Origin of the sequence: Streptomyces sp. CC208A (assembly GCF_030010625.1) — a bacterium.
Classification (GTDB): Bacteria; Actinomycetota; Actinomycetes; order Streptomycetales; family Streptomycetaceae; genus Streptomyces.
Genome location: NZ_JASCXN010000005.1, coordinates 43,959 through 57,143, shown reverse-complemented (window position 1 = coordinate 57,143; position 13,185 = coordinate 43,959). Strand labels below are relative to the sequence as shown.

Annotated in this window: 13 protein-coding genes and 1 tRNA gene; 8 read left to right on the top strand and 6 right to left on the bottom strand. The window is 69.9% G+C overall.

Annotated elements, in window-relative coordinates; genetic code table 11:
- Positions 1–152 precede the first annotated feature (152 nt).
- From gatC to gatB, 4 genes are read left to right on the top strand one after another with little or no spacing between them, the layout of a single operon-like run.
- Entirely contained in the window at positions 153–449 is a 297-nt protein-coding gene (gene gatC / locus QK442_RS08095) for an Asp-tRNA(Asn)/Glu-tRNA(Gln) amidotransferase subunit GatC (protein ID WP_030492502.1), read from the top strand.
- 2 nt (positions 450–451) lie between these two features.
- Positions 452–1,945, top strand: a complete 1,494-nt coding sequence (gatA, locus tag QK442_RS08090; RefSeq protein ID WP_282693182.1) for an Asp-tRNA(Asn)/Glu-tRNA(Gln) amidotransferase subunit GatA — start codon at positions 452–454, stop codon at positions 1,943–1,945.
- Positions 1,942–2,187 (top strand): hypothetical protein, encoded by a 246-nt coding sequence (locus QK442_RS08085; protein ID WP_282693181.1) that lies wholly within the window; start codon positions 1,942–1,944, stop codon positions 2,185–2,187. The genes gatA and QK442_RS08085 overlap by 4 nt, the downstream gene beginning before the upstream one ends.
- A 16-nt stretch (positions 2,188–2,203) precedes the next feature.
- Positions 2,204–3,715 (top strand): Asp-tRNA(Asn)/Glu-tRNA(Gln) amidotransferase subunit GatB, encoded by a 1,512-nt coding sequence (gene gatB / locus QK442_RS08080; RefSeq protein WP_282693180.1) that lies wholly within the window; start codon positions 2,204–2,206, stop codon positions 3,713–3,715.
- Between the two features lie 94 nt (positions 3,716–3,809).
- Here the strand turns inward: gatB and QK442_RS08075 are convergent, their stop codons facing one another.
- Together QK442_RS08075 and QK442_RS08070 are read right to left on the bottom strand one after the other, a co-directional pair.
- Complete coding sequence (locus QK442_RS08075) at positions 3,810–5,747, bottom strand: serine/threonine-protein kinase (protein WP_282693179.1); 1,938 nt, start codon at positions 5,745–5,747, stop codon at positions 3,810–3,812.
- Between the two features lie 185 nt (positions 5,748–5,932).
- Entirely contained in the window at positions 5,933–6,439 is a 507-nt protein-coding gene (locus QK442_RS08070) for a peptidase inhibitor family I36 protein (protein WP_282693178.1), read from the bottom strand.
- Between the two features lie 232 nt (positions 6,440–6,671).
- Here QK442_RS08070 and QK442_RS08065 point away from each other — a divergent pair, with 232 nt between their 5' ends.
- A complete protein-coding gene (locus tag QK442_RS08065) occupies positions 6,672–7,667 on the top strand; it encodes a helix-turn-helix domain-containing protein (RefSeq protein ID WP_282693177.1) in 996 nt (331 codons plus the stop codon).
- A 19-nt stretch (positions 7,668–7,686) separates the two neighbouring features.
- Here QK442_RS08065 and QK442_RS08060 read toward each other — a convergent pair whose 3' ends face one another.
- A complete protein-coding gene (locus QK442_RS08060) occupies positions 7,687–7,947 on the bottom strand; it encodes a DUF397 domain-containing protein (RefSeq protein WP_282693176.1) in 261 nt (86 codons plus the stop codon).
- On the bottom strand, positions 7,944–8,771 hold the full coding sequence (locus QK442_RS08055; protein ID WP_282693175.1) for a Scr1 family TA system antitoxin-like transcriptional regulator: 828 nt from the start codon (positions 8,769–8,771) through the stop codon (positions 7,944–7,946). The genes QK442_RS08060 and QK442_RS08055 overlap by 4 nt, the downstream gene beginning before the upstream one ends.
- Positions 8,772–8,884: 113 nt before the next feature.
- Between QK442_RS08055 and QK442_RS08050 the strand changes: the two genes are divergently transcribed.
- The gene (locus tag QK442_RS08050; protein ID WP_282693174.1) at positions 8,885–9,271 is read left to right on the top strand and encodes an ATP-binding protein; all 387 of its coding nucleotides are present in this window, start codon (positions 8,885–8,887) and stop codon (positions 9,269–9,271) included.
- Positions 9,272–9,369: 98 nt separating this feature from the next.
- On the opposite strand, the gene QK442_RS08045 is transcribed toward QK442_RS08050, so the two are convergent.
- Positions 9,370–9,443 (bottom strand) — tRNA-Met (locus QK442_RS08045).
- 172 nt (positions 9,444–9,615) lie between these two features.
- On the bottom strand, positions 9,616–10,230 hold the full coding sequence (locus QK442_RS08040) for a hypothetical protein (protein ID WP_282693173.1): 615 nt from the start codon (positions 10,228–10,230) through the stop codon (positions 9,616–9,618).
- Positions 10,231–10,445: 215 nt separating this feature from the next.
- On the opposite strand from QK442_RS08040, the gene QK442_RS08035 reads away from it, so the two are divergent.
- Both QK442_RS08035 and QK442_RS08030 read left to right on the top strand, forming a co-directional pair.
- Entirely contained in the window at positions 10,446–10,886 is a 441-nt protein-coding gene (locus QK442_RS08035) for a hypothetical protein (protein WP_282693172.1), read from the top strand.
- 30 nt (positions 10,887–10,916) lie between these two features.
- Positions 10,917–13,184, top strand: a complete 2,268-nt coding sequence (locus QK442_RS08030) for a DUF6571 family protein (protein WP_282693171.1) — start codon at positions 10,917–10,919, stop codon at positions 13,182–13,184.
- Position 13,185: the final 1 nt, after the last annotated feature.

Sequence of the window (13,185 nt, the reverse complement as noted above, 5' to 3'; positions counted from 1 at the left end):
CCGGGCGGACCCGGTGAGACCCGGGCGGGACCCTTCCGGGTCCGCCCGGCGCGTTCTCAGGGGCATCTCCGGGGCGACCGTTTCACGGGGAGCGGCGCCGTCCCCATAGGATTGGGGCCAACACCATCAGACTCACCCCAGAGGATCGCTGCATGCCTGGCATCACGCGCGAGGAGGTCGCACACCTCGCTCGGCTGGCGCGTCTGGAACTCGCCGACGAGGAACTCGACCACTTCGCCGGTCAGCTCGACGACATCATCGGCGCGGTCGCCCGCGTCTCCGAGGTCGCCGAGCAGGACGTACCGCCGACCTCCCACCCGCTTCCGCTGACCAACGTCATGCGGGCGGACGAGGTCCGTCCCTCGCTCACCCCCGCGCAGGCGCTCTCCGGCGCCCCCGCCCAGGAACAGCAGCGTTTCAAGGTGCCGCAGATCCTGGGGGAGGACTGACCATGACGGACATCATCAAGCTCACCGCCGCCGAGATCGCCGAGAAGATCGCCTCCGGCGAGCTCACCGCGGTCGAGGTCGCCGAGGCCCACCTGGCCCGCATCGAGGCCGTCGACGAGAAGGTCCACGCCTTCCTGCACGTCGACCGCGAGGGCGCCCTCGCGCAGGCCCGCGCCGTCGACGAGAAGCGCGCCCGCGGCGAGAAGCTCGGCCCGCTCGCCGGCGTGCCGCTCGCCCTCAAGGACATCTTCACCACCCGGGGCGTGCCCACCACGGTCGGTTCGAAGATGCTCGAAGGCTGGCTCCCGCCGTACGACGCGACCCTGGTCAAGCGCCTCAAGGCCGCCGACGTGGTCATCCTCGGCAAGACCAACATGGACGAGTTCGCGATGGGCTCCTCCACCGAGAACAGCGCCTACGGCCCGACCGGCAACCCCTGGGACCTCACCCGGATCCCCGGCGGCTCCGGCGGCGGCTCCTCGGCCGCCCTCGCCGCGTACCAGGCCCCGCTGGCCATCGGCACGGACACCGGCGGCTCCATCCGCCAGCCCGCCGCCGTCACCGGCACCGTCGGCGTCAAGCCCACCTACGGCGCGGTCTCCCGCTACGGCATGGTGGCCTTCTCCTCCTCCCTCGACCAGGGCGGCCCCTGTGCCCGCACGGTCCTGGACGCGGCCCTGCTGCACGAGGCGATCGCCGGCCACGACCCGCTCGACTCCACCTCCATCGACCTGCCGGTCCCGCCCGTGGTCGAGGCCGCGCGCAACGGCTCGGTGGCCGGGATGCGCGTCGGCGTCGTCAAGCAGTTCCGCGGCGAGGGCTACCAGCCCGGCGTCATGCAGCGCTTCGACGAGTCCGTCGAGCTGCTGAAGGAGCTGGGCGCCGAGATCGTCGAGGTGGACTGCCCGAGCTTCGACCTGGCCCTCTCGGCGTACTACCTGATCGCGCCGTCCGAGTGCTCGTCCAACCTGGCCCGCTTCGACGGCCTGCGCTACGGCCTGCGCACCGGCGACGACGGCACCCGGTCCGCCGAGGACGTCACCGCCCTGACCCGCGAGGCCGGTTTCGGCCCCGAGGTGAAGCGCCGCATCATCCTCGGCACCTACGCGCTCAGCTCCGGCTACTACGACGCGTGGTTCGGCTCGGCCCAGAAGGTCCGCACCCTCATCACCCGCGAGTTCGAGAAGGCTTTCGAGCAGGTCGACGTGATCGTCTCCCCGACGACCCCGACCACCGCCTTCCCGATCGGCGAGCGCGCCGACGACCCGATGGCCATGTACCTCGCGGACCTGTGCACCATCCCGACCAACCTGGCCGGAAACGCCGCCATGTCGCTGCCCTGCGGCCTGGCGCCGGAGGACGGCCTCCCGGTCGGGCTGCAGATCATCGCCCCCGCCATGCAGGACGACCGGCTCTACAAGGTCGGCGCCGCCGTCGAGGCTGCCTTCGTGGAAAAGTGGGGCCACCCGCTGCTCGAGGAGGCTCCGTCGCTGTGAGTACCAGCGCACTGCAGAAGGCCAAGGGCTTCAAGAAGTCCAAGACCGGCACGTACCTGTCCATGGGCACCACCGCGTTCGGCGCGATCAGCGTGCTGAAGCAGGTCAAGAAGGCCCGCTCCGAGCAGGACACGCTCCAGCTCGTCGACGCCGTCGTGTCCGCCGCCGCCATCGTCACCGGCCTCGCGATCCTGTACCGCGAGCTGAAGCGCCTCGGCGACGACGACGTCCTGCTGGGCTGAGAGGGAAAGTTCCACCGTGACTGTCACTGAACTGCTGTCGTACGAGGCCGCGCTGGCCGCGTTCGATCCCGTCATGGGCCTGGAGGTCCATGTCGAGCTCGGTACGAAGACGAAGATGTTCTGCGGCTGCTCGACCGAGCTGGGCGCCGAGCCCAACGCGCAGACCTGCCCCACCTGCCTCGGTCTGCCGGGCGCGCTGCCGGTCGTCAACGCGACCGGCGTCGAGTCCGCGATCAAGATCGGCCTCGCGCTGCACTGCGAGATCGCCGAGTGGTGCCGCTTCGCCCGGAAGAACTACTTCTATCCGGACATGCCGAAGAACTTCCAGACCTCCCAGTACGACGAGCCGATCGCCTTCAACGGCTACCTGGACGTCCAGCTGGAGGACGGCGAGGTCTTCCGCGTGGAGATCGAGCGCGCCCACATGGAGGAGGACACCGGCAAGTCCACCCACATCGGTGGCGCGACCGGCCGCATCCACGGCGCCTCGCACTCGCTGCTCGACTACAACCGGGCCGGCATCCCGCTCATCGAGATCGTCACCAAGCCGATCGTCGGCGCCGGAGACCGCGCCCCCGAGGTCGCCAAGGCGTACGTGGCCGAGCTGCGCGAGCTGATCCGCGCCCTGGGCGTCTCCGAGGCGCGCATGGACAAGGGCCAGATGCGCTGCGACGTCAACCTGTCGCTGATGCCCAAGGGTTCCGCCACCTTCGGCACCCGCTCGGAGACGAAGAACGTCAACTCGCTGCGCTCGGTGGAGCGGGCGGCGCGCTTCGAGATCCAGCGCCACGCCGCGATCCTGGAGTCCGGCGGCAAGGTCGTGCAGGAGACCCGTCACTTCCACGAGGACGACGGCTCCACCACCTCCGGCCGCATCAAGGACAACGCCGAGGACTACCGCTACTTCCCGGAGCCGGACCTCGTCCCGGTCGCCCCGGCCCGCGAGTGGGTCGAGGAGCTGCGCAAGGGCCTGCCCGAGCTGCCGCGCGTGCGCCGCAACCGGCTGCGCGAGGAGTGGGGCGTCTCCGAGCTGGAGATGCAGTCCATCCTCAACGCGGGCGCGGTCGACCCGATCGTCGCCACGATCGAGGCGGGCGCGGACGCGGCCTCGGCCCGCAAGTGGTGGATGGGCGAACTGGCCCGCAACGCCAACGAGAAGGGCGTCTCCCTGGAGGAGCTGCCCATCACCCCGGCGGACGTGGCCCGGGTCTCGGCCCTGGTGGCCTCCGGCGACCTCAACGACAAGCTGGCCCGCCAGGTCATCGAGGGCGTCCTCGCCGGCGAGGGCACCCCGGACGAGGTCGTCGAGAAGCGCGGCCTGAAGGTCGTCTCCGACGACAGCGCCCTCGGCGCGGCCGTCGACGAGGCCATCGCGGCCAACGCGGCCATCGCCGACAAGATCCGCGGCGGCAAGGTCGCGGCGGCCGGCGCGCTGGTCGGCGCGGTCATGAAGGCCACCCGTGGCCAGGCCGACGCGGCGAAGGTCAAGGACCTCATCCTGGAGAAGCTGGGCGTCAGCGAGGGCTGAGCCCCGTCTCGTACGGAATCTCCTAGGGGAACGAGAGCGGCCCCGCACCGGAACAACCGTCCGGCGCGGGGCCGCTTTTGCTTCCCCGCGGGGGCTACCGCTTGAGCACCGGCGCGGCGATGACGACGTACGCCTTCTGCGAGAAGGTGCACGTGTCCTCGACGCGGATCCGCAGACGCAGAGCGCCCTTGACCGAGATGCTCTTGGTGACCGGCTTGCCGAGCGACACCGCCTGGGCGAAGGGGGCGGGCTGGTCGTCCACGGAGATGGAGATCCGCGCCTCCTCGGTCGGGGAGTCGTCGTCGATGCCCGCGGTGAACTCCAGCGTCTCCCACGCCCGGCCGAGGTTGAACTCCATGTACGACTCGTCGGAGCACCCGGCCACGAAGGCGGTGCCGTAGCTCTTCGCGTTGAGCGTGGCGGAGGAGGTCACCTGGAACCCGTCGAGGCCGTCGACCGGCGTGAGACTGGTCAGGTCCGCCTCCTTGCTGTCGGGCACGGAGCCGGGGTCGAGCGAGGCGCTGTCGCTGGGATCGGCGGTCGGTTCCTCGGTCGGCTCCTCCGTGGTGGGCTCCTCGGTGGGCGCGTCCGCGGTCGGTTCCTCCGTCGGCTCCTCGGTGGTCGCCGAGGGCGAGGACGAGGCCGAGGTGGTGACGGACGGGGCGGCCTGGTTGTTCTTGCCCTCGTCGTTCCTCTTGTCGCCCAGCATCCGGATGCCGAGCACCGCCAGGACCGTGACCAGGACGACGCCGGCGACGGCGCCGATCACGAGCCCCTTGCGCCCCTTGCGCGGCGCGGGCCGCTCCGGCCCGGTCGGCCCACCGGGCGCGCCCACGGTGGGCATGCCGGCCGTCGGAGGCCCGAAGCCCTGACCGCCGTACGCGGGGACACCGGCGGCCGGCGGACCGTACGGGCCCGGCGCGGCCGGGGCCGGGGTGGGGGCCCCGAAGCCCGCCGGGGGAGTGTCGGCGGGAGCAGGCGCCGGGGCCGGGGGAGCCGCCACCGGAGGAGCCGCCACCGGAGGAGCCGCCACCGGAGGCTTCACCGGCGGAGGCGGAACGGCCGGGGCCGGAGCCGGGGCAGGCGCGGCGGCCGGGCGGGGCGGGGCGTCCTGGGGGACGGCCGGGCGGGAGGTCGTCGTGGTGGACACCACCCCGTGCCGGACCTCCTTGACCCACGCCGACAGCGACAGCGGACGCCGGTCCGGGTCGGCCGCCGCGATGGCCCGCACCCGCTCGCGCTGCTCCTCCGGCAGCCCGGCGATCTGAGGTACGGCTCCGAGGGCGGCGGCCAGCTGCTCGGGCGTGGCCGGCGGGGACTCGCCGCTCAGCAGGAAGTAGGCGATGGCCCCGAAGGCGTACCGGTCGGTGGCCGGGGTCCGCTTGCCCTCGAAGATCTCCGGCGCCGCGTACCCGGGGGTGAACCACACCTCGGCGGTCTGGTGGTCGGCGGTCAGCTTGCTGAGGCCGAAGTCCACGAGGGTGGCCTGGCCGTGCTCGTCGACCATCACGTTGCCTGGCGAGAGGTCGCCGTGCACCACGGTCCGCCCGGACGGCGTCGCCCTGCCGGAGTGCAGCCAGTCGAGGACGTCCGCGAGCTGCTCAAGGGTCCGCATGACCTCGCGCCGCTCGGCGGGGGTGGCCAGCGTCCGCTCGGCGCGCCAGTCGCGCAGGTCGAGGCCGTCCACGTGGTTCATGACGAGGACGAGGGCCCGCCCGCTGAGGGCGCCGGACTCGCCGGCCGCGTGGATGGGCGGCCCCTGGAAGTGCTCGCGCACGCCGACGACCCCGGGGCGGCTGACGAACCGCAGCAGCTCGGCCTGCTCGTTCCACTTGCGGCTGACCCGCTCGAAGACCTCGGGCGTGATCGTCGTCCTGGAGTCGAGGACCTTGACGACGACCGGCTCGGCACCGCCCGCGAGCTCGATCTCGGCGAGGTAGAGCACCGCCTCGCCGCCACGTCCGATGGACCGGAGCAGCCGGTACCGGTCCGGCGCGGAGTCGGGCCCGATGTGATGTGATGCGCTGCTCAATACTCCCCCATGCCCCATGAATTGACTGGCATTCAGCTTGCCGTCAGGAGAGAGGCGGGGTCAAACGAGGGGACGGGAAGATGAGCGGCCCGCACGGGAGGGTGAGACTCCCGTGCGGACCTCTCGGTCGCGGACCTCTCGGACAGGAGAAGTCAGGGCTTAGCTCGGACAGGAGAAGTCAGGGCTTAGTTGGGGCAGCCGCTGGCGTTGTGGCGGCACAGCGAGCCGATGTTGTAGGTGCCGGCGAGGTTGCCCTGGCCGCCCGAGAGCGTGCTGCCGATGCGGTCCTTGTAGTTGAAGGCCTTGTAGTAGTGGTAGCGGTAGGAGGTGCGGTTGTAGACGGACTTGGTGTACGTGCCGTTGTTCATCCACGAACACTCCTCGCGGGCCCGCGGGTTGAGCGAGGAGCTCCACTGGCACCTGGATCCCGTGCCGTTGGATCCGGACCAGAAGCAGATCCAGCCGCTCGGGCAGTCGGAGTACGCCTCGGTGCCCATTTCGCCGGGCGGCGTGCTGAAGCCGATGGCCTCACCCGCGCCCAGGGACACCGCGCCCGCCTGCGCCGAGGCGACGGCCTGTGCCGGAGCGGGAGCCGCGGACGCTTCCTGTGCCTGCGCGGTCGGGGCGACCGCGAGGGCGGCGCCCATGAGGGCTGTCGCCGCGAAAGTGGTGACGGTGGATCGCAGAGTCACGTTCGTTCCCTTCGGTGGGAGTGACGGGGGACGCGCACGTCGGCGCTTCACGGACACCGACACAGGGAGTGGAAACGCTCCCATTCGTCCGGACGCCGACCGTGCCGAGCGGGCGGCGAGATGAGGACATCGCCCTCGCGCCGCGTTGAACCCGAGCATCCCCGGCGCGAGCATGGGTGAGCCAGAGCTTGTGACGCTGACTGAAAAGCCCAGGCCACAAGGGGGGAACGGAATGCTCCGCATCCACTTCACCGATGCCGACCTGATGCGCACGCGCATCGCCGCAGCACCTGATCCGCTGTGGGAGATCTGTATGAGCCTGCACCGCCTCCAGACCCGGCAAGGACGCTGGGCCCACGCCGACTGGTACCGCACCACCCGTACCCGACTGCAGGCCAAGGGGTTCGGCCGCACGGTGAGGACGTTCCTCTTACCTCTGGTCCCGCGCGCCGTCTACTTCCCCGCCTTCCTCACCCCCGCCGAAGCCGCCGAAGGGCTCGACGCGGGACTCGAAGCCGTACGGAGCACCTCCGGGCGCCGGGTACGCCACGAGGTGGGCATCCTCGACCGCACCAGCGGCGCCCCCGCCTGGGCCCGCCGCCTGCACGAGCCGGACCTGCGCGAAGAACTGGTCCGGGCCCTGCGTACGTACCACGACCTCGCCCTCGCCCCCCACGGCGACCGTATCCAGGCCCGCATCGACGCCGAACGGGCCACCCGCGCCCGCTCCGTCCTCAGCACCGGCGCCGAAGGCATCCTCCAGAACCTGGGCCCCGCCCTGCGATGGCGCCCACCGGTCCTGTGCGCGGACTATCCCGAGAACCGCGACCTGCACCTGGGCGGCCGGGGCCTCCTCCTGATTCCGTCGCACTTCTGCTGGGGAACCCCGGTGGCCTTCCACAGCGCGACCCTCGATCCCGTACTGCTCTACCCGCTCCACCACGAACCCCACCGGTCCGAACTCCCGGAGGACCTGGACTCCGGCGCACCCCTGGCAGCACTCCTCGGCCGCACCCGGGCCTGCGTCCTGCGCGCCGTCGCCGTGGGCGCCACCACGGGCGAACTGGCCCGGGCGGCAGGCGTCTCCGCCTCCTCCGCGAGCCAGCACGCCGCGGCCCTGCGGCGCGCCGGCCTCCTCACCACCCACCGGCACGCCACATCGGTCTTGCACACCCTCACCCCGCTCGGGGCCACACTCCTGCGCGCCAACCCCCCGACGTCCGGCTGACCACGCCGGTACGCCCCTGCTACCGGGGCCCGTCCTCCACGCCGGCCTGCGTCACGAAGGCGCTCCAGGCGGCGGGGGAGACGGTGAAGACGGGGCTGGTCCCGCCGAGCTTGGAGTCCCGGACGTGCACGGCGGCGGGGTGGGCGGCCACCTCGACGCAGTTGCCGCCCTCGTCGCCGCTGTAGCTGGACTTGCGCCAGTCGTAGGCGACTTCGAGGCAGTTCCCGCCCTCGTCGCTGCTGTAGCTGGACTTGAACCACGAAAGTGCTGCTGCGCTCATGTCACTCCTGCCAGGTGTTCCAGCAGACCCATGGTCTCCTCGGGCGTCAGGGCCTGTGACCGCAGCATTCCATACTTGGCCTGGAGGATGCCGACCTCGTCGGGGTCGTCGATGAGGAAGCTCACGCGCTGCCCCTCGATGTAGGCGACGTGTTCGTGGTCAGGTGTTTCGATGAGCACCATGGGCCCGTTGAGTCCCGCGTGCTTCGTCCGCGACTTCGGGATGATCTGGAGGGCGAGGAAGGGGAGTTCGGCCATCTCGCGCAGATGGAGGATCTGCCCCCGCAGCACCTCGTGTCCCCCGATGGGCTGTTCCAGGATGGCTTCGTTCAGCAGGAAGGACATCATCGGAGGCCACGGCTTCTGCTCGAAGATCCGCTGGCGGTCGATCCGGTCGAGCATCCGGTCCTCGGCCTCCTGCGGGGTGAGCGGCGGATACAGGCAGTCGAAGACGGCGCGGGCGTACTCGGGGGTCTGGAGCAGCCCAGGCACCACCGCGTTCTCGTACGAGCACAGACTGAGCGCCTGCGCCTCCAGATCGATGAACTCCTGTACGAACGCCGGGTACCGCTCCTTCTTCGGTGCCTTCCCGACCGCCACCGCCAGCGCGCCGCCGGTGTTCAGGATCCCGTCCAGCTCACCCGCGAGTCCAAGGCGCAGCGCCCGCCGCCCCTGCTCGATCGACCCGAGCGTCTCCAGGCCCACGCACGCCTGCGCGGCCAACTGGGGCTGTGTCATGCCCGCTTGCTTCCGGTAAAGCGCCACCAGGGCGCCGACCACTTCCCATGAGGGGACCTTCTTCCTGGAGTTCGTGGTGCGTGCCATGAGCGGTGCCTTCCCCCTGCCGTACGTACTCGACGCGTTTCGGAGCCGTACAAAGAATTTGTACGGCTCCGGCCCCTGGGGCGCGTGGGACGCGAGGCGCCACCGTGATCGCCATGAACGACCAACTCCCGCTGTTCCGCGAGGCTTTCTACCGCCGCGAACGCCGTTCCGTCCCGCTCGCCCGCGACTTCACCCGCAAGGCGCTGGCCGACTGGGGGCTGGACGCCCGCACGGACGACGTACTGGTGTGCGTCAGCGAGCTCGCCACCAACGCCCTCCGCCACGGCGTCCCGCCCGGCCGCGGCTACCGCCTCCACCTCTACCTGGAGCGCCCCGGCCCCCTCCGTATCGAGGTCCACGACAGCGGCGACGGCACCCCCGCCCTTCGCGCCCCCTCCGACGAGTCCGGCAGGGGCCTCCACCTCGTCGCCGCGCTCGCGGACCGCTGGGGCGTGGGCCCACGGGACCCCGGCAAGGTCGTCTGGTGCGAGTTCCGGTGAACGAAGCGGGCGTGTCTTCTCGGCTGCGGGCGGTCACGAGAAGTTCGCCGTCGCTGACTGGTTCGCGGGTCGGGGCGACGCGGGTGAAGAGAACAGGATGGGGCCGGCCGGATTCGAACCGGCGTCCTCCCACATGAGGTGAAGGCGCGACCACCACTGCGCTACGAGCCCCATCCCGCCAGGGATCATACGAGCCCGAGCACTCCGCCGCTGCGAATATGCGAAGGGCGACGGGTCACCCGGCGTGAACCAGGCGTGCTGTCGGTGTACGACCGAAGCTCCTCGCGTATGTCACGGATACACGGCTTCAGCCATGTCGCGACAAGCAGCGTGGCAGAGGGTGGTCAGTCGACCGTCCAGCCGTGTTCCCTGTGTGCGGCATCGGCTTCCTCTTCGTCAAGCCAGGCGAGACCGTACCGTCGGCCCCGTAGCCGAAAGATCCCCGCTGCCCAGTCGGCGAGCTCCTCGTCGAGTTCCTGGGCGGAGACGATCCCCTCGTCGAAGTCGGGCAGTTGCTGTGCGGGGCCGACAAGAGACAGAGCCCACTCGGGAAGTTCCCGCGGGTTCCCCCACCGCCTTCGCCAGGAGGGGCCTTCCCTCCACCACCAGGTGACGACCCGGGTGACGAGCACGCCGATCTGTTCATCCTCGTCCAAGAGACGGGCGGCAGCACGGCGGTACGGGTCAAGCCGGGCATCGGGCGATGGCTCCGGCCGCTTATGTCTGAGCACGGCTTGATTCTTGCTGCCGCACTCCAGGACGGTCCGGCCTGGGGGCGCTTGACGGCCTCCACCGTGCCGGTACTCCCTTCCGGCCTCTGGCACCCGGCCTCTGGCACCCGGCCTCTGGCACCCGGCCTCCGAGTGCTCGCCGACGAAGCCCTCGCCCGCATCGCCGACGGCGAGGTCGGGGCGGTGAGGAGGCACCCGTGCGGGTGAACTCTCGCCGTCCAGGCTCAAGGGCCAGTTGTGGGAGGGGGGTTGGGCCGGGCGGTAGGGCTCGCCGCTGTGCGTTCACAAGTGTGCACCCTCCCTTCAGGGAAGGGAGGGCAAGCCCCGCGTGAACGGCTTTGGCTGGATGATGGCGTGATGTGATCACATTGCTGCTGTGAAGCGGTCGGCTTCCGGCCTCTAGAATGACGGGCCATTCATGGGCTGTACGGGGAGGGAGCCTGATGTCCTGGAGCGAGTGGGACCAGATCAAGGCCGACGCCGCTCAGCGGCAGTCGGCTCAGATGCGGCTGAACGGACTTGACGGAAATCCCGGAGCTTCCGGAGCTTCCGGCGGGTCGGGGGATCTGGTGGTGAACAAGGACGACCTCGGGGCGATCGGCCACGAGGCGTACCTGCTGCACGGCCGGCTCTCCCGAGACGGTGACCACGCCCGCCCGTCGACCTTCTCGGCGTCGATCGCCCTCACGAACGGCAACTTCACCAGCGGCTCGGAGCTGCTGAAGGTGCACGACCGGTGGAACAAGCAGCTGCGGACGCTCCTGGACGCCTGCGCCCGGATCTCCAACCACCTCGACTACAGCAAGTCCACCCATGCCAAGGACGACGCGGACATCAGGGGCGCCCTGCTCTCCGTGTCCAAGATCAACGAATACTTCAAGTAGGACTGAGGACGAGGACGTGGGGGAAGCGCCGTGCTGACATTCGACGACGTCGTCAACGCACCCGTCGACAAGCTGAAGCAGGCCGTGGACGACTGGGCCGAGATGGCGACCAAGCTGAAGACGCTCGCCACCGACGCCCGCGACGGCATGAAGGCCAAGACGGACAAGGCCCAGTGGCAGGGCGTCAACTCCGACGTCACCCGGCCCTTCATCACCAAGACGGCCAAGGAGTTCGAGGACGCCGAGGCGGAGGCGCGGGGCATCAAGCTGCTCCTCGCCGACGCGCACACGTCGTTCAAGATCGCCAGGGACGCGCTCATCAGGATCAGGGACGAGGAGGGCCCGGCCGCGGGCGTGCATGTCGACGCCAAGGGCAAGGTCAGGCCACGGTACGACCTGGAGAGCGACACGGAGGCACGCAACGACCCGGACTACCCGGAAGCCCTGCGGAGGCAGAAGGAGGCCGTGGCCTCCTGGCAACGCAAGATCGACCGGATCGTCGAGGACTGCGCCGACGCCGACGACTCGCTGAGGCGTGCGCTCGCGGCGAACGTGAAGGACGACCATAACTTCAGCGCCCCCAAGTACAAGAGCCTCGACGCCGAGCAGGTGGACCGGGCGGCGGAGCTGCTGAAGAAGGTCACGGGCGAAGGCGGTACGGCGCGCAACGTGGACGCGCTGAGGGAACTCGAAGACCTCATGGACGACAACCGCGACGACCCCGAGTTCGCGACGGCCTTCTTCCGTAAGGTGGGCGCCGAAGGGACCCTGGACGCCTACGCGGAGATGGCTCTGAATTCGACCTCCCTCGGCCCGGCCGGCCAGGGCCGGGTGGACATGGTCCGCAACATCCAGAGCGACATGAGCGCCATGCTCGGCCTCGCCACCCAGTCGTCGACGCCGAACCACCTCGACATCACGTGGACCAAGGAACTCCTGAAAGCCGGCCGCAAGCCGCTCGACATCCAGGGCGTCGGCTTCTCGCAGATCTACGGCTACCAGGCCCTGAGCGGACTCCTCCGGGAGGGGACGTACGACAAGGACTTCCTGGTGTCCGTCGGCCGGGACATGGTCGCCATGGACAGGGAGAACCCGGGCCGCTGGTCCGAGGCCCTGCCTATGAACATGGACCAGCGCATCAACCTCGGCGAGACCGGCGGCAAGGGATTCAACCCCCTCACCGGCCTCATGGAGGCGATGGCCAACCACCCCGAGGCGTCCGTGGCGTTCTTCGACGATCCGCTCCGCGAGGACACCAACGGGGACGGCATCGTGACCATCGAGGACGACGCGATCAAGGGCGACGGCGCGCGGAGCATCGTCGACTACATGCTCGACAAGAAGCCCACGGACGACTGGTACGACACGGTCGCCTACGGAGAGCAGAGCCCCGGCCAGGCGGCCATGGGCAACGCCCTGGAGGCGGCGGTCACGGGCCGCGTGCCGGGCGACGAGGACGCCCCGTCGGTGTCGCACACCAAGGACATGGCCGGAGTGATGGAGAAGGTCGTCGCGAAGATCGGGGAGTCACCGGAGCTTGTCGTCGGTGACGGCCCGCTCAGCGGCATCGCTCCGAACTTCGGCAACATGGCCGCCGAGTACATGCCGGACCTCCAGGCCACCGCCGAGAACGGCGGGGATCGGATCCAGCCCTTCGGTGAGAGGGCGGAGTTCGAGAAGGGCAATATGGCCCAGTTCCTCGGCGCGGTCGGCCAGGACCCCGACGCGTACGGCGCGATCACCAACGCCCAGCAGGCGTTCACCACGGCGCTCGTGTCCGACGTCTTCCAGAACCCGGAGAAGTACGCCGACATGGGCGAGGCCGTGAGGAACGCCGTCCATCCGGGCGGGGAGATTGCGGGCATGATGAGCGAGGCGAGGGCCCAGGCGACTGTCGATGCCGCAGCCCGTGAGGACAAGGAATACAACGAGGGCGTCGCGGAGAACGCGAAGTGGGCGAACCGCATGATCGACCTTGTGGGGGGCAAGTACGTCGAGATGCTGCCTGTGGGCGGCGACATCGTCGACTGGATCAAGGAAGACGTCACCGAGTCGATCGTGGAGAACGCGGAGCACGACACGTCGACAGACGCCCGTCGTGAAGCCGCGTCGGGCTATACGAAATCCGAGGGCTTCGCCAAGGAATCCGCTGTGGCCGCCGTGGAACGGGCTGGGAAGGCAGCCGGGCTCACGGAACAACAGATCAATGACTACAGAGGTTCCGCCTCGACCGAGACGGCAACGGCACACTCTATCGGTCGTGATTTCGCCGTACCTCGAACCCCCAAGGAGAAGTGAT

Bases quoted from the DNA above. Each gene is read 5' to 3' on its own strand.
- gatA (WP_282693182.1), top strand. From the start codon at position 452: ATGACGGACATCATCAAGCTCACCGCCGCCGAGATCGCCGAGAAGATC.
- gatC (WP_030492502.1), top strand. From the start codon at position 153: ATGCCTGGCATCACGCGCGAGGAGGTCGCACACCTCGCTCGGCTGGCG.
- QK442_RS08050 (WP_282693174.1), top strand. From the start codon at position 8,885: ATGAACGACCAACTCCCGCTGTTCCGCGAGGCTTTCTACCGCCGCGAA.
- QK442_RS08055 (WP_282693175.1), bottom strand. From the start codon at position 8,771: ATGGCACGCACCACGAACTCCAGGAAGAAGGTCCCCTCATGGGAAGTG.
- QK442_RS08035 (WP_282693172.1), top strand. From the start codon at position 10,446: ATGTCCTGGAGCGAGTGGGACCAGATCAAGGCCGACGCCGCTCAGCGG.
- QK442_RS08065 (WP_282693177.1), top strand. From the start codon at position 6,672: ATGCTCCGCATCCACTTCACCGATGCCGACCTGATGCGCACGCGCATC.
- QK442_RS08060 (WP_282693176.1), bottom strand. From the start codon at position 7,947: ATGAGCGCAGCAGCACTTTCGTGGTTCAAGTCCAGCTACAGCAGCGAC.